The sequence below is a fragment of the Erwinia magellanica genome, assembly GCF_039023495.1.
Lineage (GTDB): Bacteria > Pseudomonadota > Gammaproteobacteria > Enterobacterales > Enterobacteriaceae > Erwinia.
In genome coordinates this window covers 284,102-309,263 of record NZ_JBCHVC010000002.1, presented here as the reverse complement: position 1 = coordinate 309,263, position 25,162 = coordinate 284,102, and the positions used below count along the sequence as shown (strand labels likewise).

Here is a 25,162-nt window from a genome sequence, read left to right as displayed (position 1 = left end):
CCCTGATACGTCCCCGGTAATGCCGGGGACGTTTTCATCTCAGGCGGACAGGGGCGCGATTTCAGGGAGGGGATTTGAAGAAAGTCAGTATCACAGATGTCGCAAAACGCGCGGGCGTATCGGTTTCGACCGTCTCGCTGGTGCTGCGCCGCAAAGGGAAAATTTCGGATGCGACGATAGAGAAAGTTCAGGCCGTCATTAACGATATTGGCTATGTTCACAACGTTGCCGCCGCAAACCTGCGTTCCAATACCTCCAATCTTATCGGCCTGATCCTGCGGGATTTCAGCGACAGCTTTTCAATTAAAGTGATGGCAAGCCTGGTGCAGGAGCTGGAGAAACAGGGTTATATGGTTTTTCTCGGCCAGCCGCTTAACGAGGATGAACATCTTGAGCGCTGCCTGCTTTCCTTCAGGCAGCAGGGCGTTGCCGGAGTGATTTATCTCTCCTGTGACGTGCGGTCATCACATTTGCCCGCACAACTTCGCGACTGCTCGCTACCGCTGGTTGTGGTTTCTCAACTGAAGCTGGAAGAAGAGTGCAATCTGGTGATGCGCGACAACCGGCAGGCGGCGAATCTGGCTGCACGCTACCTGATAGAGCGCGGCCATCGTCAGATCGCCTATATTGGCGGTACCGAAGGCGATCTGATACGCCAGCAGCGGCTTGCAGGATTCCGCAGCGCCATGAACCAGTATGGTCTGGTGTTGAGAGAGGACGCGACCCCCGCCTGTAGCGATGATACCCGTGCAGCGGGCATCGTCACCCGGCAGCTGCTGGAAAAACATAACACTCTCACCGCCCTGCTCTGCCATTCTCCCGATGCCATGATTGGCTCAATTGCCGGTATTCATTATGTGGGGCGCACCGTAGGCAAAGATGTGTTTTTAACCCAGCAGGTGGCGCTGATCGGCTTTGAGGATATGCTGCACGTTAATCTGACTTCGCCGTCGTTTACCTATGTTTCTTCTGCCAGTGAGGAGTCCGGACGCCAGGCTGCCGCGCTGATGATCCGCAAGCTACAGGATCCGCAACTGCAAACGCAACGGATTACGCTTTCCGGGCAACTGATTGCACGGGAATCGGCCTAAGCCGCAGCATTCTCAGGTAACAAGGGTAAATGGGCTAATCAGGCTGAAATAAAAAAGGGGCTTTCGCCCCTGACAGTGATTTGCGCTGAGATTACTTGCGGCGCCAGCTGGTTCCCTGCGGGCCATCTTCCAGCACGATGCCCATCGCCACCAGCTTATCGCGGGCCATATCTGCCTGCGCCCAGTTTTTATCTCTGCGGGCGTCCAGCCGCATTCTGATCAACGCTTCGATCTCGGCCACTTCGTCATCATTACTCTGCGCGCCGTTTTGCAGGAACAGTTCCGGATCCTGCTCCAGCAGCCCCAGCACGCCAGCCAGCTCGCGCAATTTTGCCGCAAGACCGTTAGCCGCCGTCATATCTTCCGCTTTCAGGCGGTTGACTTCACGCGCCATATCAAACAGCACGGAATAGGCTTCCGGCGTGTTGAAGTCATCATCCATCGCCTCACGGAAACGGGCTTCAAAGAGTTCGCCGCCTGCTGGCAGTGCCTGAACGTCGGTGTTACGTACTGCGGTATAGAGACGCTCCAGCGCAGAACGGGCCTGCTTCAGGTTCTCTTCGCCATAGTTCAGCTGGCTGCGATAGTGGCCGGACATCAGGAAGTAGCGCACGGTCTCTGCATCAAAATATTCCAGCACGTCACGCACCGTGAAGAAGTTATTCAGCGACTTGGACATCTTTTCACGGTCTACCATCACCATGCCGGAGTGCATCCAGTAGTTCACGTACGGGCCATCATGGGCGCAGGAAGATTGGGCAATTTCGTTCTCGTGATGCGGGAACATCAGATCGGAGCCGCCGCCGTGAATATCAAAATGCTCGCCCAACTGTTTGCAGTTCATGGCTGAACACTCGATATGCCAGCCCGGACGGCCTGCGCCCCACGGAGAAGGCCAGCTTGGCTCGTCAGCTTTGGACATTTTCCACAATACGAAGTCCATGGGATTACGCTTGACGTTGGCCTCCACTTCCACGCGGGCGCCAGCCTGGAGCTGCTCCAGATCCTGGCGGGATAACAGGCCGTAATCGGCATCGCTGGTGACAGAGAACATCACATCACCATTGCTGGCAACATAAGCGTGATCGCGATCGATCAGTTTAGTGACGATCTCGATGATCTCTGCGATATGGCGCGTGGCGCGGGGTTCCTGATCCGGTGGCAGGATATTCAGCGCAGCGAAATCCTTATGCATCTCTGCGATCATCCGGTTAGTGAGCACTTCCACCGTTTCGCCGTTTTCATTCGCACGTTTGATGATCTTGTCATCGATATCGGTGATATTACGCACATATTTCAGCGAGTAACCGAGATAGCGCAGGTAGCGAGCCACCACATCAAACGCGACGAAGGTTCTGCCATGGCCAATGTGACACAAGTCGTAAACGGTAATGCCGCACACGTACATGCCGATCTGACCAGCATGAATAGGTTTAAATTCCTCTTTTTGACGACTCAGGGTATTAAAAATCTTTAGCATTGAGACATTCCGTTTTGACGTGTGCGGGTTAAAACCAGTGGCATATTCTGCCGTATTGTTATCGTAAGCGCCACGCAAAGCAAGCTGCTCCAGACCGCAAGGTGTTGAACGCCTGACGCCGGGCCAGGTTCTGAATAAGCATGATCCCCAGAGGAGCCATCGGTTAACCTTATCCTTTTCTGCCTGCTCTGCCATTCGCACGCTCAGAGGCCTGCACCTGTCGGTAGCCTGGATTTAAAAAAGCGCTGCCGTTCAGGCGCTGATAACCGAATAAAGCCTGATATACGCTTTATTCTGTAGCGAATGACGTCACTTTTGGCCCCGCCAGGTTTATGCAGTGATGCTGACTCGTCATCACATTTTGTGATATAAAAGCCCTCTGTTAATAGCGTGCCCGGCTCACAGGGTCACCGGCACCGCCTTCCCATTCACCACTCCAACCTTTACAGGATGAGAATATGGTCACTTTCCAGACAAATCATGGCGATATCGTTATCAAAACCTTCGATGACAAAGCGCCAGCTACCGTTGCAAACTTCCTGGATTACTGCCGTGAAGGTTTCTACGACAACACCATTTTCCACCGTGTTATCAATGGCTTTATGGTTCAGGGCGGCGGCTTCGAGCCGGGCATGATCCAGAAAGCAACCAAAGACGAGATCCGCAACGAAGCCAACAACGGCCTGAAAAATACCAAAGGTACGCTGGCTATGGCGCGTACTCAGGCACCTCACTCTGCTACCGCCCAGTTCTTCATTAACGTGGCAGACAACGACTTCCTGAACTTCCGTGACGAAAGCCTGCAAGGCTGGGGTTACTGCGTGTTTGCTGAAGTTGTTGAAGGCATGGATGTTGTAGAGAAAATCAAAGCGGTGGCTACTGGCCGTAGCGGCATGCATCAGGATGTGCCTAAAGATGACGTTGTGATCCAGAAAGTCATCGTCAGCGAATAATGCCTCACACGCTGTTTATTGCAGATTTGCATCTGTGCAAAGAAGAACCGGCAATTACTGCCGGTTTTCTTGCTTTTTTACGCCGTGATGCGCTGAAAGCTGACGCGCTCTATATTCTCGGCGACCTGTTTGAGGCCTGGATTGGTGATGACGATCCTGACCCGCTGCACGCTGAAATCGCAGCCGCGCTGCTTGGGCTTCAGCAGCACAATATCCCCTGCTACTTTATCCACGGTAATCGTGACTTCCTGATAGGCCAGCGCTTTGCGGCTGCCAGCGGCATGACGTTGCTGCCGGAAGAGCAGGTAGTGACGATCTACAATAAACAGATCCTGATTATGCACGGCGATACGTTGTGTACCGATGATGAAGGTTATCAGCGCTTCCGGCGCAAGGTGCAGCAGCGCTGGCTGCAAAGGCTGTTTCTGGCTCTGCCGTTGTTTGTCCGCCAGCGTATTGCGATAAAAATGCGTGCAGGCAGTAAACAGGCTAACAGCAGTAAAGAGAGTGCCATCATGGATGTGAATGCTCAGGCTGTAGCAGAGACGATGGCCCGACATCGGGTGAATGTTTTAATCCACGGACACACTCATCGCCCCGCTGTGCATCAGCTTGAGGTAAACGGTCAGCTTGCTGAACATCTGGTGCTGGGCGCATGGCATAGTGAAGGCTCAATGATCCGCGTCAGCGAGCATGAAACCACGCTCATTTCCTTCCCTTTCTGACCCGCAAAAAAATGGGGCAAATGCCCGCCTGAAGCCTGGGCAAACGTTTTCCTTGCTGCACAGTCATGCTATCCTCTTTGCCCTTCCCATCTGAGTGCCTGGGCAGTCAGATGACGTATGTCAAATCACAGGAGTCAGACCCGCATGTCATCCAACGCCGCACCGGCCCGCATTGCTATTGTTATGGGTTCCAAAAGTGACTGGGCAACCATGCAATTTGCCGCCGATATTCTCACCAGCCTGGCCGTGCCCTTCCAGTGTGAAGTGGTTTCCGCGCACCGTACCCCGGACAAGCTGTTCAGCTTTGCCGAACAGGCTGCGGATAACGGTATTCAGGTGATTATCGCGGGCGCAGGCGGGGCAGCGCATTTACCGGGAATGCTGGCAGCAAAAACGCTGGTGCCGGTACTGGGCGTGCCGGTGCAGAGTGCTGCACTGAGCGGCGTGGACAGCCTCTACTCTATTGTACAGATGCCACGCGGCATTCCGGTGGGCACACTGGCAATCGGTAAAGCCGGGGCGGCCAATGCTGCTTTACTGGCGGCGCAAATTCTGGCTATCCATGATGCCGATCTCTCTGCGCGCCTGGCCATCTGGCGTCAGACGCAGACGGATGAAGTGTTGAATAACCCGGACCCGCGGGAGGAAGCATGAAGCCGGTTTGCGTATTAGGAAATGGTCAGCTTGGCCGTATGCTGCGCCAGGCGGGTGAACCGCTGGGTATCGCTGTTTATCCTGTCGGGCTGGACGCGGAGCCAGAAGCGCTGCCGATCCATCAAAGCGTGATTACCGCAGAAATTGAGCGCTGGCCCGAAACTGCCCTGACGCGCGAACTGGCGAACCATTCGGCGTTTGTGAACCGCGACATTTTCCCACGTTTAGCCGACCGTCTGACGCAAAAGCAGCTGCTTGATCAGCTGGGCCTGGCGACAGCGCCCTGGCAGCTGCTGGCAGAGAAGGCGCAATGGCCGCAGCTCTTTGCCTCCCTGGGCGAACTGGCGATCGTTAAGCGCCGTACAGGGGGTTACGATGGGCGGGGACAGTGGCGTTTACGGGCCGGTGAAACAGACAGCCTGCCAGCTGACTGTTACGGCGAGTGCATTGTTGAACAGGGTATTAACTTCTCAGGTGAAGTTTCTCTGGTTGGCGCCCGCGCCCACGATGGCAGCACCGTGTTTTATCCGCTGACCCACAATTTGCATCAGGAGGGGATCCTGCGCACCAGCGTTGTGTTGCCTGAACCCGATGCTGCCCTGCAAAAACAGGCAGAGACTATGCTGTCAGCCATTATGCAGGAGTTGCAGTATGTCGGCGTGATGGCGATGGAGTGTTTCGTGGTGCCGGAAGGGTTGTTGATTAATGAACTCGCTCCCCGCGTTCATAACAGCGGCCACTGGACTCAAAATGGCGCCTCCATCAGCCAGTTCGAGCTGCATCTGCGGGCTATCCTGGACCTGCCGTTGCCCACGCCGGTTGTCAGTACCCCTTCGGTGATGGTGAACCTGATTGGCACCGCGCTGAATCTGGCCTGGTTGCAGCAGCCGCTGGTGCATCTGCACTGGTATGAAAAAGAGGTGCGTCCGGGGCGTAAAGTGGGCCACCTGAACCTTTCGGATAGCAGTAAACCTTCTCTGCAAAGCGCGTTGAACAGCCTGGTTACTCAGCTGCCGGAAGAGTATGCCAGCGGCATCGCCTGGGCAGTAGAGAAGCTGGAAGCCTGAATCTGATCTCGATAAATCGCTCTCAGGAGCGATTTTCCTGCCAGGGCAGATAAAGGACAGTGCGCTACTGTACTTAAGTATGGCTATCTATTCGTTTCTGAAAATCGTATTCTATAAGCGAACCAAAAATATAAATATTCTTGATTATTAGTACATTAGATTTAATTTGCCAACACCAAGGGAACCAGTACCAAGCCAGAAGCGTTACAAAAGGTAAAGTAATCTTTCCTTTTGCTTCACGAGCGCGGACTGGTTCACCCTCTAAATCTGCCCGTGACACCGCGTTTTTCCTCACTGTTGTTCCTCCTTGCTGACGCTTGATCAGCCCGTGCTGTTGCCCCCTGTTTGCTGCCCTTAGGGTTATGCGAAAAATTAAATATATGTTAAAGTCCCGAATCATCGATGGAAGCACTATTTTCCCAGGGAGATAATGACATGGCTAAATTATTTTTTAATAATCACGCTATTAACACGTCAATAAAGGATTATCTGGAAAGGAAGCTTGTTCAGTTCAATAATATCAAATACGCTTATGCCATTATGAGTAAAAGGAATCCTGCGGATTTCAGCATTATCTCTAACCGGCAAGAGTGGTTTAAGGTTTATATAGACAATAACTTCCAGTTTATCGATCCAGTGTTAATGACCGCCCTTTACCGACTGACGCCTTTCTCCTGGGATGAAAACCTGATGCTGAATCAGGGAGTGAAGGTGCCAAAACTTTTTGATATGGCGCGTAACCACGATATTATCAATGGTTATACATTTGTGCTGCATGATCATAACAATAACCTGGTGGTGTTATCGATCATGTTGGATAAAGATTGCGACGATAATATTGAAGAGTTGATTCAGATTAATAAAAACAAGTTGCAGATGCTATTACTCACCACCCATGAAAAACTGACTCAGCTTTATCAGGAGCAGGCCAGAAAAGCCGATTTTGAAGAGATGAATACCCGTGAGATTTTTTCTAACCGGGAAAATGAGATCATCTACTGGGCAAGCGTGGGAAAATCCTATCAGGAGATCGCCCTGATCCTGGGTATCAAGCTGACCACGGTGAAGTATCACATGGGCAACGCGGTGAAGAAGCTGGGCGTGACCAATGCAAGACACGCCATCCGGCTTGGTATTGAACTAAATCTGATCAGGCCTGTTCTTCCTGACGGGGAAAGTTAGCGGCCAGCTATCCAGTTGACAGCGGAGTGAAGGAGCCCTGGATTCCACCAGCGAAATCAGGGTTTTTTGGTTGTCTTCATCTACCGGCATAAAAATCAGATAGATATTTTCATTTTTCTCTGACTTGCTCTGCTCTACTACCGAAACAGCCCAGCCTGATTTTCTGAAGATCAGGTACATGGGATGACTCACAATGGCGTAAATTCCTGCATAGCCATAGTGGCGGGCATAATTAATCATCGAAAGAAACAGCAGAGCACTCACCGGCTGCTGGCGAAGCTCCAGAGCCTGGACACGTTCTTTGTCGATAAACAAACGGCTGGCTTCCACATAATTCCCTTGCGGCAGCTCAACATTTTTAAACCAGCTCTTAAATGTGCCGGTAATCATATTAGGGTATTTAATTTCTATAAAGCGCAGACTACAGATGCAGATCTCTTTATAGACACCGAAGATATAGGTCGTGCGGGAATTATCATATTCATCCGACTCCATATTATTTTCAGCATTGACCAGCCAGTTAAGCCGATCTTTAAACACCTTCTTCCTCAGGGTGAACAGCTCTTTTGATTTTAATTCAGAAAGAAAACTATAATTCACATCAAGCAAATGCAACATGATCATTCTATCCTTAGCTTAGCTTGCTGTCGATAATACCCTTATCATTCATCAGTCACCAGAGTTTATCTTTTGTCTTTCCTCCCTGAGCAGGTAAAAAGAGGTGGGTCAGAGGAAGTGCGCCCGGCTGAAAAGCAAAAGGCCGGTTTGCACCGGCCTTTACAAGAAGGAATGGCTCTTTGCAGGCTAAGCCCCGTTAAAGCCGCGGAACAGCGCTTTGCCTTTCAACAGCCGGACGCCAAGCCAGCCGCCGCACAGGGAGAGCAGGATCGCGCCGGTTAGCGGCAGCGCTAACCACAGCAGGAAGTCTGGCTCCCAGGGGAAGTCGAACACCTTTCGTTGTAATCCCCATAATGCCGCTTCCGCACCCGTTGCGGCGGCCATTCCTGCCACTGCGCCCAGTAGCGCAAATTCGCACCACAGCGTCCCGCGCAGCAGCTTTTTGCTGGCCCCCAGCGTGCGATATACCACCAGCTCCTGCCGGCGCTGGCGCATACCGACCTGAATCTGTGCCAGCAGCAGCAGAACACCGCAGGCGGTAACCAGCACCACCATAATTTCCAGCGCCTGACTGACCTGCGCCAGCACCTGACCAATCTGGCGCAGAATAGAGCCAATATCGAGTAAGCTCAGCGTCGGGAACTCCCGGTTTAGCTGGGCCAGCAATGCATTATTCCCAGCAAGATGGAAACTGGTCAGCCAGGTGGCTGGTTGATCCTCCAGCGCACCCACAGGGAAGATAAAGAAGAAGTTGGGTTTCAGGCTCTCCCAGTCCACTTTACGCAGGCTGGTAATCCTGGCAGAGAACTCCTGAGTATCGCCAGTAAACGTCAGCGTGTCGCCCAGCTTCACCCCCAGCCTGCCTGCTAACTCCTCCTCCACTGAAACTTCACCTTTTTTCGGCGGCCAGCTTCCTGCCGTCAGCGGATTGTGATCCGGTAATTGCGCCTGCCAGGTCAGATTCAGTTCCCGGTTAAGTGCATTATCCATCGCCGGATCGGTTGGCTTGCCATTCAGCATGGTCAGCCTGGCCCGGATAATCGGATAAAAGGTTTGCGGCCTGACCTGATGCTGTTCCAGGAACGTTTTGACCTGCGGCACCTGCTCCTGGGTCATATTGAGCAGGAAATAGTTCGGACTTCCTGGCGGAAGCTGTTGCTGCCAGCGATCGAGCAAATCGCCCCGCATGACCAGCAGCAGCGCCAGCAGCATAAACGACAGCGAAAAAGCCGCCAGCTGGCTGAGCGTGGTCCAGGGCTGACGCAGTAAGCGGTTGATTGCCAGCCGGAACGCCAGATTACGGACGCTAAGACGACGCAGCAGCAGTAATCCTCCCCAACCGATAGCGCCCAGCAACAGCGACAGCAATACGATGCCTGCGACCAGTGCCCAGAGTAACTTGCTGCCGCCCACCAGCATCGCCAGCAGCCCAATCACTACCAGCGCCATCGCTGGCAGGTAATATTTCAGCGGCCAGACGTTGGCAATCGCATCGCGCCGCAGCACGCGTAAGGGCTGCGTCGCCAGCAGTAAACGGTAAGGCCGCAGCCCCACCAGCAGAGAGATAATAAACAGCGAGCCAATGGCCCACAGCCAGGGCCATGCGCTGGCTGGCGGTAACTCACCCGGTAAAACAGGCTTCAGCATCCGCAGCAGCAATACTTCAAAGCCCATGCCAATCGCGCCACCGCAGACGGCTGCCAGCAGCAATACCGCCAGCCACTGGCCGACAATAAGTTTTCTTAACGCTGCACGATTTGCTCCCAGCGTTTTCAGCACCGCCACCAGATCGTAGCGGCTGCGGCAATAGTGACTCATAGCCACCGCCACGGCAGCTATTGCCAGCATCAGCGTCAGCAGCGCCGAAAGCAGCAGAAATTGCTGCGCCCGCTGCATCGATTTCCCCAGCGCATCTTCCGAGTTCTCAACGCTTATCCAGCGCTGTTCCGGCTTGATGCGGGTTTCGATATAGCGGTCATAGGCGCTGAGCTGCGCTGGCGTACCGGCGAATTTATAGCGCCAGGTGACACGGCTGCCGGGCTGTATCGCCCCGGTTTTGCCCACGTCGGCCAGATTCATTAGCAGCCTTGGCGCGGTCTGGAAAGGGTTGAAGCCCGAATCAGGCTCCTGAATCACCTCGCCGGCCACCCGCAGCGTGGTGTCGCCCACATCAAGGTTCGCCCCTGTTTTCAGGTTTAACAGCGCCAGCAGGCGCGGAGCCGCGAGCACCGTTCCCGCAGCGGGCTTCACTCCTGCCGGTTCCGTTGTCAGCTTACCGAACATTGGATAGAGATCGTCCACCGCTTTGACCGACGCCAGCTGCGGCGTGTCAGCAGCAAAGGTCATGGTCATAAAGGTGAGCTGACGCCCCACCTGCAACCCCTCTTTTCGTGCCGCATCCAGCCATTCCTGTGGCACTTCGCGTGAACTTTGCAGCGTCCTGTCACCGGCCATAAAGTCGCGGCTTTGCTGGGTCAGCCCCTTCTCCATCCTGTCGCTGAGCGAACCTAAAGCCAGCACGCAGGCGACAGCCAGGGTCAGCGCCAGCCAGACTATCAGCAGCGAAGGTGATTTCCATTCACGCCAGAACCAGCGCCAGATCATGCTTCCTCCCACAGCTTGCCGTCACGCACCCGCAGCCGCCGGTCGCAGCGGGCGGCAAGCTGCTCATCATGGGTCACCAGGATCAGCGTGGTGGCAAAATCGCGGTTAAGGGAGAAGAGTAAATCGGCGATGCGATCGCCCGTTTTGCGGTCCAGGTTGCCCGTTGGCTCATCGGCAAACAGCAGTGCGGGCCGCCCGTTAAAAGCTCTGGCCAGTGCGACACGCTGCTGCTCCCCGCCGGAAAGCTGCGACGGCAAATGCGTCAGTCGCTCAGCCAGGCCAAGCTGGGCCAGCAGCGCCTGAGCCTGCTCACGGCTCTGGCGATCGCTCTCGCCTCGTAGCAAGGCAGGAAGCTGAACGTTTTCCAGCGCATTTAGCGTCGGCACCAGCATAAAGGACTGGAAAACAAACCCGACGCTCTTTGCTCGCAGTTCAGCGCGCTGCTCTTCATCCATCTGATGCAGCGGCGAGCCAAGCAGAAACACCTCGCCTTCAGACCCGTCATCCAGACCAGCCAGGATCCCCAGCAGAGTGGACTTCCCGGAGCCGGACTCGCCGATCAGCGCAATGGTTTCAGCCGGTTTGACAACCAGCTCAACTCCGGTAAGGATGGAAAGGTGATGATCACCCTGACCGACGGACTTACTAAGACGATGAACTTCAAGAATGTTTTCCGCTGGCATTACTCTGTCCTGTTATTATTGGCTTTAATGACGCATATGGCGACGGCGGCAGACAAGCTGCTGGTACTGGGCGACAGTTTAAGTGCCGGTTACCGCATGTCTGCCACCACCGCGTGGCCTGCGTTACTCAATGATAAATGGCAGAAATCCCCGGCCATTATTAACGGTAGCATAAGTGGCGATACCGCCACCCAGGGGCTGGCGCGCCTGCCCTCTTTGCTGAAGCAGCATCAGCCGCGCTGGGTACTGATTGAACTGGGTGGAAACGATGGATTACGCGGCTTCCCACCGCAAAATATTGAGCAGGATCTCAGTAAAATTATTGCTCAGATCAAGGCTGCCAATGCCCAGCCGCTGCTGATGCAAATCCGTTTACCGGCCAATTATGGCCGCCGCTATACCGAATCTTTCAGTGACATTTACCCGAAGCTGGCGAAAGAGTTTTCTGTTCCGCTGGTGCCCTTCTTTATGGAGCAGGTCTACCTGAAGCCGGAATGGATGCAACAGGATGGGATCCACCCTAATCCCGATGCGCAGCCCTTTATTGCTGGTCTGATGGCAAAAGAACTGGCTCCCTTAGTTAAGCACGAGTAACGGGGTTTTCAGACGGTTTACAGGTAAAGTTATGCAAAAAATCATAGTAATAACCGGCTGTTCCAGCGGTATTGGGCTGGTGGCTGCCAACGATTTATTACGCCGGGGCTACCAGATTTTGGCCGCCTGCCGCAAGCCGGAAGATGTGCTGCGCATGAACGATCTCGGCTTTACCGGCATAGAACTGGATCTGAATAGCAGCCAGAGCGTGGAACAGGCTGCCGCGAAAATTATCGAGCTGAGCGGGAACCGTCTTTATGGCTTATTCAACAATGGCGGCTTTGGCGTTTATGGTCCGCTGGAATCTGTCAGCCGCCAGCAGATGGAACAGCAATTTGCCACTAACCTTTTTGGCACGCACCAGCTAACAACCTTGCTGTTGCCCGCTTTGCGTGCCAGCGGCGAGGCGCGGATTATTAACACCAGCTCCGTTCTGGGGCTTATTTCCACGCCGGGACGGGGCGCTTATGCGGCCAGTAAATATGCGCTGGAAGCCTGGTCAGATGCGCTACGCATGGAGCTGCACGGCAGCGGTATCCGCGTCAGTCTGATTGAGCCTGGCCCTGTCAGCACCCGCTTTACCGATAATGTCAGCCAGGCTCAGCAGGATAAACCGGTTAAAAATCCCGGCATCGCCGCCCGTTTCACGCTGCCTCCCGAGGCAATTTTACCGAAATTACGCCATGCTTTAGAGAGCAGGCATCCCCGCCTGCGCTACCCGGTGACCCTGGTCGCGCATGCTATGACGGTGTTACGCCGTTTGCTGCCGGGCTGGATGCTGGATCGCATTCTGCGCGGGAAACAGGCATAAAGCGGCAATAAACCTTGAAGCGCTGCGGTGTGCCCCAATAAAGTAAGAAACCCTGTTAAAGAGACGAATTCATGTCACCACAAGCTGCAATAGTTACAATTAACGAAACCAACCTGCAACAGACGCTTGAGCAGTCAATGCAGGTACCGGTGCTGTTCTATTTCTGGTCTGCCCGCAGCCAGCACTGCCAGGAGCTGACGCCCGTTCTGGAGCGACTTGCGCAGGAGTATGCCGGGCAGTTTGTACTGGCAGAGCTGGATTGCGATGCAGAGCCTGCGGTAGCGCAGCAGTTTGGCCTGCGTTCTATTCCTACCGTCTATCTGTTCCAGAATGGCCAGCCGGTTGACGGCTTCCAGGGGCCACAGCCTGAAGAGGCGATCCGCGCCCTGCTGCAAAAAGTGCTGCCGAAGGAAGAGGAGCTGAAGGCGCAGGAAGGGATGCAGCTGATGGAAGAGGGCAAAGTGCTGGATGCGCTGCCGCTGTTGAAAGAGGCCTGGCAGCTGAGCAATCAGAACAGTGAAATGGGGTTCCTGCTGGCAGAAGCGCTGATTGCGCTGAACCGCAGCGAAGAAGCTGAAGCCGTGCTGGCCGTGGTGCCGCTACAGGATAAAGATACCCGCTATCAGGGGCTGATGGCGCAGATCGACCTGCTGAAACAGGCCGCAGACACCCCAGAAATTCAGCAGTTGCAGCAGCAGATGGAACAAGAGCCAGAGAATGCCGAGCTGGCGACCAAGCTGGCGTTACAGCTGCACCATGTGGGGCGTAATGAAGAGGCGCTGGAGCTGCTGTTCAGCTTCCTGAAAAAAGATTTAAGCGCAGCTGATGGTCATGCGCGCAAAATGTTGCAGGAAATTCTGGCAGCATTGGGGACAGGCGATGCACTGGCGGCGAAATACCGTCGTCAACTCTACGCCCTGCTCTACTAAAACGTCATCCACCGCTCAGCCTCCTGCCGGGCGGAACCGGGCCGAATGAATCGGCCCCTATAACATCAATCCGGCGGTTATATGCTGACTGTAATCCCCGTTATTATTGTACTGGCCCTGATCGTTGTCTGGTCAGGGATCAAAATTGTTCCGCAGGGCTATCAGTGGACGGTGGAGCGCTTTGGCCGCTATACCAAAACGCTGCAACCCGGCCTGAATTTGCTGGTGCCTTTTATGGATCGTGTGGGTCGCAAGATCAGCATGATGGAGCAGGTGCTGGATATCCCCTCTCAGGAGATCATCTCCAAAGACAACGCCAGCGTGACCATTGATGCCGTCTGCTTTACACAGGTGGTGGATGCGCCGCGCGCCGCTTATGAGGTCAGCAATCTTGAGCTGGCTATCGTTAACCTCACCATGACCAATATGCGTACCGTGCTCGGCTCAATGGAGCTGGATGAGATGCTCTCGCAGCGCGATAACATCAACACCCGGCTGCTGCGGATCGTGGATGAAGCGACCAATCCCTGGGGGGTAAAAATTACCCGCATCGAGATACGTGACGTCCGGCCACCGGCGGAGCTGATAGCCTCAATGAATGCGCAGATGAAAGCGGAACGCACCAAGCGCGCCGACATTCTGGAAGCCGAGGGCGTACGTCAGGCGGCAATCCTGCGGGCAGAAGGTGAAAAGCAGTCACAGATCCTTAAAGCCGAGGGGGAACGTCAGTCCGCGTTCCTACAGGCTGAAGCCCGTGAGCGAAGCGCCGAAGCGGAAGCGCGCGCCACCAAAATGGTCTCTGAAGCGATTGCCGCTGGCGACATCCAGGCCATCAACTACTTCGTGGCACAGAAGTACACCGATGCTCTGCAAAAAATCGGCACATCCAACAGCAGCAAAATGGTGCTGATGCCGCTGGAAGCGAGCAGTCTGATGGGGTCCATTGCCGGAATTTCGGAACTACTAAGCGAAACTAAAAAAGATCGGGGCGTAAAATGATCGCCGAGCTGATAGCGAACCCGTGGTGGCTCTGGCTGTCGGTGGGCGGCATTCTTCTGGCAGCCGAAATGCTGGGTGCCAGCGGCTATCTGCTCTGGAGCGGCGTGGCGGCGGTACTGGTCAGCCTGCTGGTGTGGCTGGTGCCGCTACCCTGGGAGTGGCAGGGGCTGAGCTTTGCCCTGCTGACCATCCTTTCCGCGCTCTGGTGGTACAGATGGCTGAAAGGGCGCGATCGTCAGCAGCCGCCCTCCTCGCTGAATCAGCGCGGCAATCAGCTGATTGGTCGCGAGCTGACGCTGGAGGAGACGCTGATTGATGGCGTTGGCCATGTGAGAATTGGCGACAGCGGCTGGCGCGTACAGGCGACAGAAAACCTGCCGGCCGGCACGCCGGTCAGGGTGGTGGCCGTGGAAGGCGTAACCCTGAGAATAGTCAGGCGCGCAGGAAATCGTGCCAGCGTCTGACCAGATAGTTATGCTCATCCATTACCGAGTTCCAGACGCCAATATGGCTCATCCTCTGGTGGTAGCTACCGCCGTCGCGGCGTTCACCTTTGGTGATAAGCGGTTTTCCGTCGGCATCAGGCAGGTCTTCAGGGGCCGGTTTCCCCTCATACCAAAAGTCCCATTCTGCGGCGGAGAGATGCGCACGGGATCGCTGTGGATTTGAGATGTAATAGCCCTGTCGCGCCATCACCGCGCCGGGCCAGCCCGATTGCCACCAGTTCAGGTAAGCATAAGCCGCATCTTTGTTTTTTCCCGTGGCGCAGCGCGACAGAGAAAGCCCCCCGTACCAGGCGCGATAGCCCTCACGCGGCGTAGCCAGCCGGTAGCCGCTCTGCCGAAAATGGTGGCGAAACCAGGTGGGCGCCCACAGACTCTGTATACCGATCTGATGGTGCTCAGCCAGTTCAAAAGCCTGCTCCGGCGTAGACCAGAAAGCAAAATGCCCCTGCCGCTGTAAACGCACCAGCACGCTGGTCAGGCGATCGATCTCTTCCAGACTCAGATTACCAACGTCAGCAAACTCAGCCAGCCCCGCTCCCTGCACGGCCAGCACCGCGTCCAGCGCGCCAATTGCCGCATCATCCTGTAGCGCGGCCTGTCCGGAGAAAGCGGGATGCAGCAGCCAGCTCCAGCTCTCCTCTTCGCGGCTCAGCGCGGCGGGCAGCCGGTCTGGTCGCCAGGCAAAGCTGTCAGCGTTATGAGTCAGCGGCAGCATGCTGATAAGCCCGCTGGGCTGCCCGGACAGAGTGCCATCCTGCTGCACATAGAGCCGGTTCACCGGAATGCTGCCCTTGCCCGGTTTTCCGCCCGGAATAAGCGTACCCAACTTGGGCAGGGCGTTAATTTCATCCCAGAATTCCAGACGGCTAATCTCAAGCGGCTGGATAGCGCGGCCGGGCCAGACAAAATCGATATTGTGGAACCACTGATCGTAGAGATCGTAGCTTTCTGGCTCCATGACCGCGATACGCTGGGCATCGGCCACGCTGTGGATCTGATACGTTATTTTGATGCCCAGATCCTGCTCTGCACGCAACCGGAGCTGCTCCAGCAGAGTGACAGAAGTTCCCAGTACGCGCAGTGTGAGCTGGTTTGTCGCCATAACAGCGGAGTTCATGACATTTCACCATCAGGAAAGGAGAGCAGAAACGCATCACGGCGCACGTGCAGTAATAAACTGCCATGACAGTGTAATAGCAGCAACGGCCAGACGGCAAAGGCCAGCAACTATTGTCTTACGGGGTTAAGTGCAGGTTTGATTAACAGAAACGCTGCGGCGCGCTGCTCAACGTCCCGATACTCCTGTGGCATAATGTTTTTTTCGGCAGCGGGAGAACAAGATTCGGCATGGTCAACGACAGCGAAAAAGTGAATATTGCGGCCAGGGGAGCGGCGCGTTATGAAACGATCCGCCAGATCCTGCATGATGCCATCACTTCCCAGCAGGTTCCCCACGGGCTGGTTCTGCTTGAAGGGCCGCTGGCAACTTTGTTTGGCACCAGCCGCGTGCCGGTGCGGCAGGCGCTGAGCCTGTTGCATGAACAGGGGCTGATTACCCGGTTTGAAGGCCGGGGCTATATTGCTGCCCGCCAGAATGAAGCGGTTGATCCGCAACGTATCACGCTGACCCGCAGCGTGCTGGGGCTGGATCAGCAAAGTGAACTGGTTGATACCCGCAGCACAGGCGAAAAAGTGCTGCAAAGCCTACAGGAGGCGCTTGCAACCTGTATGGTCTTTGGTCATTACCAGCTGAATGAAGCCAGGGCCGCCAACTTTTACAACGTCAGCAGAAACAGCATCCGCGAAAGCCTGATGCGCCTGCGCGATAAAGGATTAGTGGAAAAAGAGCCTTATGCGCAATGGCTGGCAGGCCCGCTGACCGCCAGAGAAATCAGTGACCATTACGAGATCCGCGCCAGCCTTGAATCAGCAGCGTTGCGTAAAGCGGCACCGCAACTATCGCAGCAGCAGATCCTGCAAAACCTTGCGCGTCTGGATCAGCTTGAAGGAAAACGGGTCACTTCCGCAGAGCTTGAGCAGATTGAAGACGATCTGCACCTGTTCTGCCTGGCACCTGCGGGAAACCGCACGATGATGCAGATCCTCCGCCAGAGCCAGTCGCCCCTGATTGTGACGCTGATCTTTTACGAAAGGCTGGCCATCCCGATAGATGACGCCATTATCAGCGAGCACCGCAGGGTGTATGAGTTGTTGTTACAGGAGAAATGGGATCCAGCCGCTCAGGCGCTGCGGGAACATCTGGAACGCTCGCAGATCAGGACGCTGCAAAAGCTGAAGGTGCTTTCGATCCTTCCCGTGCCGGAGCTGCCGCCCTACCTGATACGGCTTAGCTGATCAAACATCACTCACACCCTTTTAGTGGTGTGGCAGCAACCCGCCAGATCATTAATGATCGGGCAATCGGCGCTCTCATCGCCAGGGCAGCTGGCCGCCAGCGCCAGCAGGCGTTCGCGCATCAGCGTCAGCTCCTGAATATGCGCTTCGATCTCCGCTACTTTATCCAGCGTGCGCGCTTTAACATCGGCGCTGTGGCGCTGAGGATTGTTAAACAGCTGGACCATTTCGCGACACTCTTCCAGGTTGAACCCAACCTGCCGCGCCTGGCGTAACAGCATCAGCTCTTCCAGATGCTTCGCGCTATAGCTGCGGTAGCCGTTTTCACTGCGCAACGGCGGCGTAACCAGCCCTTTCTCTTCATAAAAACGGATAGCCTTACTGGTTAAACCGGTTTTTTTTGCCACCTCGCTGATATTCATCTTCACTCCTTGACCTTAACCTTGATGGAAGGTTTATTCTTTATTACTACTGTAAAACCCCAGTGGGGTCAAACCAGATAAACGGGAGTTTAAATCATGTCACACACTACGATACTGGCGCTGGAAGGCTTGTCCTGCGGCCACTGTGTAAAACGCGTGAAAGAGACGCTGGAACAGCGTGCGGATGTGGAACAGGCAGAAGTCTCCATTACTGAAGCCCGGGTCAGCGGCAGCGCCCAGGCGAGCGATCTGATTGCTGCGGTTGAGCAGGCGGGCTATCACGCCAGCCTGGCAGAGGCCTCTGCTTTCCCAAAGTGTGAACCGCTGGCAGAAACAGAATCTGAGCCGGAAGCGCTGGCAGCGGCCCCTCAACAGCTTCCGGCAACCCAGAGCTTTCATCTGCTGATTGATGGCATGAGCTGCGCCAGCTGTGTCAGCCGTGTCCAGAATGCATTGCAGAAGGTAAGCGGCGTCAGCCAGGCGCGAGTTAACCTTGCCGAGCGCAGCGCGCTGGTGATGGGCGATGCCTCGCCTGCGTCACTGGTTAGCGCCGTACAGGAGGCGGGCTATGGCGCGGAGGTGATTGAAGATGACGTTGAGCGCCGTGAGAAGCAGCAAAAAACAGCCCAACAGGCTGTACGCCGCTTTCGCTGGCAGGCGGCCGTTGCGCTGACGCTGGGTATCCCTCTGATGCTCTGGGGAATGGCGGGCGACAACATGATGCTCACCCAGAGCAACCGCGCAGGCTGGCTGGCCGTAGGGATTGTTACCCTGCTGGTGATGATAGTGGCTGGCGGCCATTTTTATCGCAGCGCCTGGCGCAGCCTGATGAAAGGCACGGCGACAATGGACACGCTGGTGGCGCTGGGCACCGCAGCGGCCTGGCTCTACTCCATCACCGTGAACCTGTGGCCTGACGCCTTTCCTGCTGAGGCGCGCCATCTTTACTATGAAGCCAGCGCCATGATTATCGGCCTGATCAATCTTGGCCATATGCTGGAACAGCGTGGTCGCCAGCGGGCATCAAAGGCGCTGGAAAAATTACTCGATTTAACGCCGCCAACAGCCCGCGTTATCACCGATGAGGGCGAAAGAGTCCTGCCGCTCAGCGACGTTCAGCCCGGTATGACCCTGCGCCTGACCACCGGCGACCGGGTGCCTGTTGATGGCAGCATCACTCAGGGTGAAGCCTGGCTGGATGAGGCGATGCTGACCGGTGAAGCGATGCCGCAGCAGAAGCAGATCGGCGACGATATTCATGCCGGAACGGTGTTACAGGATGGTAGCGTGCTGTTTACCGCCAGTGCGGTGGGTAAGAACACCACCCTTTCGCGCATTATTAACAGCGTGCGTCAGGCGCAAAGCAGCAAGCCAGAGATTGGCAGGCTGGCCGACAGAATTTCCGCGGTCTTTGTTCCTGCCGTAGTGGCTGTTGCCCTGCTTAGCGCGGCGGTTTGGTTCTTTGTGGGGCCGGCACCGCAGCTGGTCTACACCCTGGTGATCGCCACCACCGTGCTGATTATTGCCTGTCCCTGCGCCTTAGGGCTGGCGACACCGATGTCGATCATTTCTGGCGTCGGACGTGCTGCTGAGTATGGCGTGCTGGTGCGTGATGCCGATGCGTTGCAGCGGGCCAGTACCCTCTCCACGCTGGTATTTGATAAAACCGGAACGCTGACAGAGGGAACGCCGCGCGTGGTGGATATCACTCTGTTTAACGGCGCTGATGAACAACAGGCGATCGCCTGGGCAGCCGCGCTGGAGCAGGGTTCTTCCCATCCCTTGGCCCGTGCCCTGCTGGAAAAAGCAGGTGACGCTTCTCTGCCTGCAATTGAGCAATTTCGTACAATACCGGGAATGGGCGTGAGCGGTAATGTTAACGGCAGTGAGCTGTGGCTGGGGAACAGCGCGTTAATGGAACAGAATCATACACTGACAGACGAGCTGCGCCTGCAAATTTACACCCAGGCGGCCAAAGGCATCACCCCGGTGATGCTGGCGGCAGCGGGCGAGATAGTGGCTCTGTTCTCTGTTCGCGATCCGCTGCGTAGCGAGAGCGTCTCTGCGCTGAAACGCCTCCGCCAGCGCGGTTACCAGCTGGTGATGCTGACCGGTGATAACAAAATCACCGCGCAGGCCATCGCGAAAGAAGCGGGCGTGGATAAGGTCATCGCGGGTGTGTTGCCAGAGGGCAAAGCGGAGGCCATACGCGATCTGCAAAAGCAGGGCCACCGGGTAGCGATGGTGGGCGACGGCATCAATGATGCCCCTGCTCTGGCCCAGGCAGATGTGGGGATTGCCATGGGCAGCGGCAGCGATGTGGCGATTGAAACCGCCGGAATGACGCTGATGCGTCAGGATTTAAATGCTGTGGTGGATGGCCTGGCAATAGCCAAAGCGACCTTACGCAATATGAAACAAAACCTGCTGGGCGCGTTTATTTATAACGCACTGGGGATCCCGATTGCTGCCGGGGTTCTCTATCCGCTGACTGGCACCTTGCTGAATCCGGTGGTGGCCGGGGCGGCGATGGCCCTCTCGTCGATTACTGTCGTCAGCAACGCAAATCGCCTGGTGCGGTATAAACCACCAGCGGAATAGCGGCGGTTTATCCCGCACCTCTGCGCCTTTTTTACCTGTTCCTCAGTCAGTTAAACCGTTAGCATGGGCTGAACACTGAGAAGGCGGAAAGTATGGGAAAATTCTTGCGAAAGGTGGCTGCGCTCTGGCAGAAACTGTCGCCAACGCGCTACGTCTATCCGGCACAGGATGCCACCAGCGGCCAGAGCCAGCTGCACCTGGTCGGCAGTATCCATATGGGCACCCAGGAGATGATGCCCCTGCCTGCTTTACTGCAAACGCGGTTAGCGCAGGCAGATGCGCTAATTGTTGAAGCCGATATCACGGCCAGCGCCTCTCCCTTCGGAGAGAGTGAGATCTGCGCGCCGCTGGCGGAGCGTTTAACGGCTGATGAGCTGGCCCGCCTGCAACATTTCTGCCATGAGGTAGCTGTCAGCCCGGAAGCGATCGACACGCTGCCCGCCTGGCAGGTTGCGCTGATGCTCCAGGCGCAGCAGGCACAGCGTCTGGGCTTACGGGCGGAGTATGGTATCGACTTCCAGTTACTGAAGGCAGCCAGGACGTTGCAAAAACCGGTGATTGAGCTGGAAGGCCCCGAAACCCAGCTGGCCCTGTTGAAAGCGCTGCCGGATAACGGACTGACGCTGCTTCAGGACACGCTGATCCACTGGCATACCAATGCCAGGCTGCTCCAGACTATGATTGGCTGGTGGCTGGAAAGCCCACCGGGAGAGAAGCAAACGGCGCTTCCCACAACCTTTAACAGCACGCTGAACGACGTTCTGATGCTGCAAAGAAACCAGCGCTGGGCGGAGGTATTAGCGGCGTTACCCCAGGGAAAATACGTGGTGGCCGTAGGCGCGCTACATCTCTATGGCGACGGCAATCTGCCCGATTTACTGAACGGCAGATAAAAAAAAGGCCAATATCGCTATCGGCCCGTCAAAAAAGAATTTTTTTATGATTTTAGTTATCCGCCAGCAATCAGGTTGCTGACGGGGTGCAGATTGTCGCCTAAAGCCTGGATTTTCGCCACTATTTTTCACCCTGAAAGGGTCACTACTATCGCCGCAGAAGGAGAGCAGCTATGACGCCCGCCGTAAAACTTCTCGAAAAACAGCAGGTCAGCTTTGAACTGCACGCCTACGAGCATGACAATAATGACACTCATTTTGGTGATGAAGCGGTGCGTAAACTCAACCAGAATGCGCAACAGGTCTATAAAACGCTGTTGGTGACGCTGAACGGGGACAATAAAACCCTGGCGGTGGCAGTGACGCCCGTTGCCAGCCAGCTCGATTTAAAACAGGTGGCGAAAGCGCTGGGGGCGAAGAAAGCAGATATGGCCGATCCGCAGATTGCCCAGCGCACCACCGGCTATCTGCTTGGCGGCATCAGCCCGCTGGGGCAAAAAAAGCGGCTGCCCACGGTGGTAGACAGTCTGGCGCAGCAGTTCCCGACCATTTTTGTCTCTGGCGGCAAGCGCGGTCTGGAAATTGAACTCTCTCCTGCGGATTTAGCGCGCCTGCTGAATGCCCGCTTTGCGGATATTGCCCGCAAACCATAACGACCTTGGAAGCTTCCCATATTTGCCGCTGAACAGAGTGGGTAGCCTCTGGGAAACCAGCAGGTCGGGAGAGATGAGTCACTCCGCCCTTTGGGCCAGCAGTTGGTCAATCATCCAGCGCCCGGCGGGGCCAGGCGGCGATCTTCGTGACCAGGCCACATCCACCGAAATTTTTTGCGGCCAGCCGGTCACGGGAAGCTCACGCAGAAGCTGATGACCAAACTGCTCCACCAGCCAGCGCGGCAGAATGCTCCAGCCAAACCCCTGCTCCGCCATCTCCAGCAGCAGCAGATAGGACGGCGCAGACCAGATCCCTTTTCCTGACTGATAGCGTTCGCTCTCGGTCCAGGTATTAAGGCAGAGCTGCCGCACATGCTTCAGCTTTTGCTCGCTGACACTTTGCTCCTGCGCCAGCGGATGATCCTGATGAAGATAGATCGCCATCTGCGCTTCCACCTGCAACCTCGCCGTGGCGATCTCTTCCGGATAATCAGGCTGCACGCGGATCACCCCTATATGCGCCCTTCCCGCCTGTAGCAGATCGATCACATCGGCATCTTCAGCGATCATGCATTCAAACTCTATCTCCGGATAGCGGGCATCAAAACGCTTCAGCAAGGATTCATGGTAATCCGCCTGCCAGAAGTCAGAAATAGCGAGGCTCAGGCAAGGCTCCACTTCTCCCGCCAGCCTGACAGCCAGCTCATCAAGCTGCGCGCTTGCCCGTAAAATTTCCCGTACCTGAACCAGCGCCCGTCGTCCGTTGTCAGTAAGAACTGGCGAACGGGCCTCCCGGCTGAACAGGGCGAAGCCTAAATCGGTTTCCAGATTCGCCACGGCGGTGCTGATGGTGGACTGACTTTTGCGCAGCGCCCTGGCGGCGGCAGAAAATGAACCGCTTTCCACAGTCTGCACAAAGGCCAGTAAAGATTCCGGTGAGTATCGCAATGAAGTATCGCTTTTTTCGATAGAACATCATTTTATCTTAGCAAAGAAAACAGGGAAAATAGCATTCAGTCACCATTAAGGAGGGTTTATGCGTACCAGAACGCTGAAAGAACGTTTTTGTCATGCCGCAGGCTTCGAGGTGCTGGCGATCCTGCTGGTTTCCCCGCTTGCCGCCTGGATCATGGAGAAGCCGCTGTTTCAGATGGGTGCGTTAGCCATTATGCTCTCGACGGTAGCGATGGGCTGGAACATGCTTTATAACGCAGGTTTCGATCGGCTGGTGCCCCCTACGGTAAAGCGTGGGCTGAAGCTGCGTATCCTGCATGCCGTGGGCTTTGAAGGTGGCTTTATCGTCATCGGCCTGCCGATTGCTGCCTGGATGCTGGGCACTGGATTGTGGCAGGCTTTTTTACTGGAGGTCTCTTTCTTCCTCTTCTTCCTGCCCTACACGGTAGCCTATAACTGGGTGTATGACGCCCTGCGCGCCAGACTGACAGAACGAAAAGAGTGTGAGGTTTAATCCTCAGAACAAAAACGGCACCGTGACAGGTGCCGTTTTGCTTATCCGCTATCTTAAAGCCGTATGGAGTTCAGACGGCAGCCCCGGACGAGGTTTTCCCTCTTTCTCCAGACGCTGATTCATTGCCGTATCGATTCTGAACAGCCGCCAGATTTTCGGCTTCGTCGGTTTTTCTTTTACCGGCTCAGGCGCTTTTTCCTGATAAACAATCTCTCCTTTCGGCGCATAGGCTGCGGCTTCCAGCGGTGAATGGTTCTGAATATATTGCTTCAGCACTTCCGCATCAATAAAGCCGGTATTCACATAGCTGGGCAACTGGTTAACAGGCGGGTAACCATCGCCCCCTGTGGCATTGAAGCTCAGCGTCGCCATGCGGTAAGTTTTCTCTGGATCTAAAGGCTCGCCCTTGATTTTGATATCGCTCACGCCGCTGCCATAAGCAATCAGGCTGACGTTGGCAAACTGGGCATAGGCACCCGAATCCACCTGCTTGTTCGCCACCACCGCGAGATATTTCTCTACCTCGCTGCCTTTCATCTCTACATAGGTCAGCGTGTTACCAAAGGGCTGTACCTTAAGCACATCTTTATAGGTAATGGTACCGGACTCAATCGAGTCCCGGACGCCGCCGCCGCTCATCACGGCGAAATCAGCTTTAGTCCTTTCTATCTGCGAGGCAAGGATCACTCTGGCAAGATTGGTCTGAACAAAGCGCACTTTGCTGCGGTCGCCCTCAAGATGGCCGTTGACGCTGCCAATTTTCACCCCCAGCTGCGCCTCCCCTTTTTTCTGGAAGGGCGTCAGCAGCTTCATCATCGCCGTATTTTTGGCAATCTCCTGGGTGTAATTGATCCAGGTTTCGCTGCCGTCTGCATTTTTTACTTTATGCCGCAGGTTGATGGGTACCAGCTCGTAATGTTCCAGAGTCAGCTTACCGTTAAGGAAAGTGAAATCGGCGCGGCCGATATATTTGCCCCACTCATGGGCCTGAACAATCCAGGTGCCATTCTGGCGATCGGGCTGGCACGGGGTGCCGGGAACATAGTCAGCCTGTTTGACATTCTCTTTTGCCATGCAGACCGGGTCCTGCGAATGGCCGCCAACAATCATATCCAGATAGCCGGCGGGCAGCTCACGCGCCATCTCGACATCGCCCGGTGCGTTGGAGCCATGATTGCCGTTATCGTAGTGACCCATGTGGGTCGCCGCAATAATCACGTCCGGCTTCTCTTTTTTACGTAATTCTTCCACCACCGCTTTGGCTTCAGCGGCAGGTTTATGAAATACCATATCGGTAAAGAATTCAGGATTGCCGATCTTTGCCGTGTCGTCGGTAGTCAGGCCGATAACCGCAATTTTCAGCCCGACGCGGTTAAACAAGGCGTAGGGCTGGAACAGGCGCTTGCCGGTGCTTTTCTGATAAATGTTGGCCGAAAGCAGCGGAAACTTCGCCCATTTTTGCTGCTGGCGCAGCACGGAGAGCGGATTATCAAATTCATGGTTACCGATAGCCATCGCATCGTATCCCACCAGATTCATGCCGCGAAAATCGGGTTCGGCATCCTGGAGATCGGATTCCGGCACGCCGGTATTGATATCTCCACCCGACAGGATCAGCACCTGCCCGCCGTGCGCCTGAACGTCATAACGGATCTGATCCATCATGGTTTTCTGTGCGGCCAGACCATATTCGTCACGATCGTTTTGCCAGAAGTGGCCGTGATGATCGTTGGTGTGAAGCACCGTAAATTTGTAGACCCGATCTTTAACCCAGGCCTGAGCCAGCAGTGGCGTAGTAAGCAGGACCAGCGTCAGGGCAAGCTTTTTTTTCATTGAAAGCACAACGAATCTCCTTGTTATGAATCGCGCAAGCG

23 protein-coding genes and 1 pseudogene are annotated in these 25,162 nt (G+C 55.4%); 16 read left to right on the top strand and 8 right to left on the bottom strand.

The annotated features are described in order from the left end of the window. Nucleotides 1-74: 74 nt before the first annotated feature. A complete protein-coding gene (malI, locus tag AAH450_RS08670; protein ID WP_342909871.1) occupies nt 75-1,091 on the top strand; it encodes a Mal regulon transcriptional regulator MalI in 1,017 nt (338 codons plus the stop codon). A 91-nt stretch (nt 1,092-1,182) separates the two neighbouring features. Here the strand turns inward: malI and cysS are convergent, their stop codons facing one another. Continuing rightward, nucleotides 1,183-2,571 carry a cysteine--tRNA ligase gene (gene cysS / locus AAH450_RS08665; RefSeq protein ID WP_342909870.1) on the bottom strand — a complete coding sequence of 463 codons (1,389 nt, stop codon included), beginning with the start codon at nt 2,569-2,571 and terminating at the stop codon, nt 1,183-1,185. 458 nt (nt 2,572-3,029) lie between these two features. Here cysS and ppiB point away from each other — a divergent pair, with 458 nt between their 5' ends. From ppiB to AAH450_RS08640, 5 genes are all read left to right on the top strand, one after another. Beyond that, nucleotides 3,030-3,524, top strand: a complete 495-nt coding sequence (gene ppiB / locus AAH450_RS08660) for a peptidylprolyl isomerase B (protein WP_342909869.1) — start codon at nt 3,030-3,032, stop codon at nt 3,522-3,524. Next, nucleotides 3,524-4,249, top strand: a complete 726-nt coding sequence (gene lpxH, locus AAH450_RS08655) for a UDP-2,3-diacylglucosamine diphosphatase (protein WP_342909868.1) — start codon at nt 3,524-3,526, stop codon at nt 4,247-4,249. Before ppiB ends, lpxH begins: the two co-directional genes overlap by 1 nt. A gap of 144 nt (nt 4,250-4,393) precedes the next feature. Continuing rightward, nucleotides 4,394-4,903: a 5-(carboxyamino)imidazole ribonucleotide mutase gene (gene purE, locus AAH450_RS08650; protein ID WP_342909867.1), complete on the top strand. Its 510-nt coding sequence runs from the start codon at nt 4,394-4,396 to the stop codon at nt 4,901-4,903. Continuing rightward, nucleotides 4,900-5,970 (top strand): 5-(carboxyamino)imidazole ribonucleotide synthase, encoded by a 1,071-nt coding sequence (gene purK / locus AAH450_RS08645; protein ID WP_342909866.1) that lies wholly within the window; start codon nt 4,900-4,902, stop codon nt 5,968-5,970. The genes purE and purK overlap by 4 nt, the downstream gene beginning before the upstream one ends. 435 nt (nt 5,971-6,405) lie before the next feature. Next, the gene (locus tag AAH450_RS08640; protein ID WP_342909865.1) at nt 6,406-7,152 is read left to right on the top strand and encodes a helix-turn-helix transcriptional regulator; all 747 of its coding nucleotides are present in this window, start codon (nt 6,406-6,408) and stop codon (nt 7,150-7,152) included. On the opposite strand, the gene AAH450_RS08635 is transcribed toward AAH450_RS08640, so the two are convergent. The 3 genes from AAH450_RS08635 to ybbA all read right to left on the bottom strand — a co-directional run bounded on the left by AAH450_RS08635 (nt 7,111) and on the right by ybbA (nt 11,057). Continuing rightward, nucleotides 7,111-7,770: an acyl-homoserine-lactone synthase gene (locus tag AAH450_RS08635; RefSeq protein WP_342909864.1), complete on the bottom strand. Its 660-nt coding sequence runs from the start codon at nt 7,768-7,770 to the stop codon at nt 7,111-7,113. The genes AAH450_RS08640 and AAH450_RS08635 overlap by 42 nt on opposite strands. A gap of 186 nt (nt 7,771-7,956) precedes the next feature. Next, complete coding sequence (gene ybbP, locus AAH450_RS08630; protein ID WP_342909863.1) at nt 7,957-10,374, bottom strand: putative ABC transporter permease subunit YbbP; 2,418 nt, start codon at nt 10,372-10,374, stop codon at nt 7,957-7,959. After that, complete coding sequence (ybbA, locus tag AAH450_RS08625; RefSeq protein WP_318789974.1) at nt 10,371-11,057, bottom strand: putative ABC transporter ATP-binding protein YbbA; 687 nt, start codon at nt 11,055-11,057, stop codon at nt 10,371-10,373. The genes ybbP and ybbA overlap by 4 nt, the downstream gene beginning before the upstream one ends. On the opposite strand from ybbA, the gene tesA reads away from it, so the two are divergent. The 5 genes from tesA (at nt 11,028) to AAH450_RS08600 (ending at nt 14,854) form a co-directional block, all read left to right on the top strand. Continuing rightward, on the top strand, nt 11,028-11,651 hold the full coding sequence (gene tesA, locus AAH450_RS08620) for a multifunctional acyl-CoA thioesterase I/protease I/lysophospholipase L1 (protein ID WP_342909862.1): 624 nt from the start codon (nt 11,028-11,030) through the stop codon (nt 11,649-11,651). The two genes, ybbA and tesA, sit on opposite strands and share 30 nt — an antisense overlap. Nucleotides 11,652-11,682: 31 nt before the next feature. Continuing rightward, on the top strand, nt 11,683-12,462 hold the full coding sequence (locus AAH450_RS08615; RefSeq protein ID WP_342909861.1) for an SDR family oxidoreductase: 780 nt from the start codon (nt 11,683-11,685) through the stop codon (nt 12,460-12,462). 71 nt (nt 12,463-12,533) lie between these two features. Next, nucleotides 12,534-13,391, top strand: coding sequence for a co-chaperone YbbN (locus tag AAH450_RS08610; RefSeq protein ID WP_318789971.1), 858 nt, complete (start codon nt 12,534-12,536; stop codon nt 13,389-13,391). Nucleotides 13,392-13,472: 81 nt separating this feature from the next. After that, nucleotides 13,473-14,390 (top strand): SPFH domain-containing protein, encoded by a 918-nt coding sequence (locus tag AAH450_RS08605; protein WP_318789970.1) that lies wholly within the window; start codon nt 13,473-13,475, stop codon nt 14,388-14,390. After that, complete coding sequence (locus tag AAH450_RS08600; protein ID WP_342909860.1) at nt 14,387-14,854, top strand: NfeD family protein; 468 nt, start codon at nt 14,387-14,389, stop codon at nt 14,852-14,854. The genes AAH450_RS08605 and AAH450_RS08600 overlap by 4 nt, the downstream gene beginning before the upstream one ends. Here the strand turns inward: AAH450_RS08600 and AAH450_RS08595 are convergent. Then, the gene (locus AAH450_RS08595; protein WP_342909859.1) at nt 14,823-16,013 is read right to left on the bottom strand and encodes an ABC transporter substrate-binding protein; all 1,191 of its coding nucleotides are present in this window, start codon (nt 16,011-16,013) and stop codon (nt 14,823-14,825) included. The genes AAH450_RS08600 and AAH450_RS08595 overlap by 32 nt on opposite strands. Nucleotides 16,014-16,243: 230 nt before the next feature. On the opposite strand from AAH450_RS08595, the gene AAH450_RS08590 reads away from it, so the two are divergent. Then, complete coding sequence (locus tag AAH450_RS08590) at nt 16,244-17,251, top strand: GntR family transcriptional regulator (protein WP_342909858.1); 1,008 nt, start codon at nt 16,244-16,246, stop codon at nt 17,249-17,251. Between the two features lie 11 nt (nt 17,252-17,262). On the opposite strand, the gene cueR is transcribed toward AAH450_RS08590, so the two are convergent. Next, a complete protein-coding gene (gene cueR / locus AAH450_RS08585; RefSeq protein ID WP_342909857.1) occupies nt 17,263-17,673 on the bottom strand; it encodes a Cu(I)-responsive transcriptional regulator in 411 nt (136 codons plus the stop codon). 96 nt (nt 17,674-17,769) lie between these two features. On the opposite strand from cueR, the gene copA reads away from it, so the two are divergent. From copA to ybaK, 3 genes are all read left to right on the top strand, one after another. After that, the gene (copA, locus tag AAH450_RS08580; protein WP_342909856.1) at nt 17,770-20,274 is read left to right on the top strand and encodes a copper-exporting P-type ATPase CopA; all 2,505 of its coding nucleotides are present in this window, start codon (nt 17,770-17,772) and stop codon (nt 20,272-20,274) included. Nucleotides 20,275-20,366: 92 nt separating this feature from the next. Continuing rightward, nucleotides 20,367-21,167: a TraB/GumN family protein gene (locus AAH450_RS08575; RefSeq protein ID WP_342909855.1), complete on the top strand. Its 801-nt coding sequence runs from the start codon at nt 20,367-20,369 to the stop codon at nt 21,165-21,167. A 173-nt stretch (nt 21,168-21,340) separates the two neighbouring features. After that, entirely contained in the window at nt 21,341-21,820 is a 480-nt protein-coding gene (ybaK, locus tag AAH450_RS08570) for a Cys-tRNA(Pro)/Cys-tRNA(Cys) deacylase YbaK (RefSeq protein ID WP_342909854.1), read from the top strand. A 78-nt stretch (nt 21,821-21,898) separates the two neighbouring features. Here the strand turns inward: ybaK and AAH450_RS08565 are convergent, their stop codons facing one another. Further along, entirely contained in the window at nt 21,899-22,768 is an 870-nt protein-coding gene (locus AAH450_RS08565) for a LysR family transcriptional regulator (RefSeq protein WP_342909853.1), read from the bottom strand. Nucleotides 22,769-22,856: 88 nt separating this feature from the next. Here AAH450_RS08565 and AAH450_RS08560 point away from each other — a divergent pair, with 88 nt between their 5' ends. Further along, nucleotides 22,857-23,288, top strand: a complete 432-nt coding sequence (locus AAH450_RS08560) for a multidrug/biocide efflux PACE transporter (protein ID WP_342909852.1) — start codon at nt 22,857-22,859, stop codon at nt 23,286-23,288. Between the two features lie 156 nt (nt 23,289-23,444). Here AAH450_RS08560 and ushA read toward each other — a convergent pair. Then, nucleotides 23,445-25,121: pseudogene (gene ushA, locus AAH450_RS08555) on the bottom strand (bifunctional UDP-sugar hydrolase/5'-nucleotidase UshA); the annotation flags it as partial. Nucleotides 25,122-25,162 lie beyond the last annotated feature (41 nt).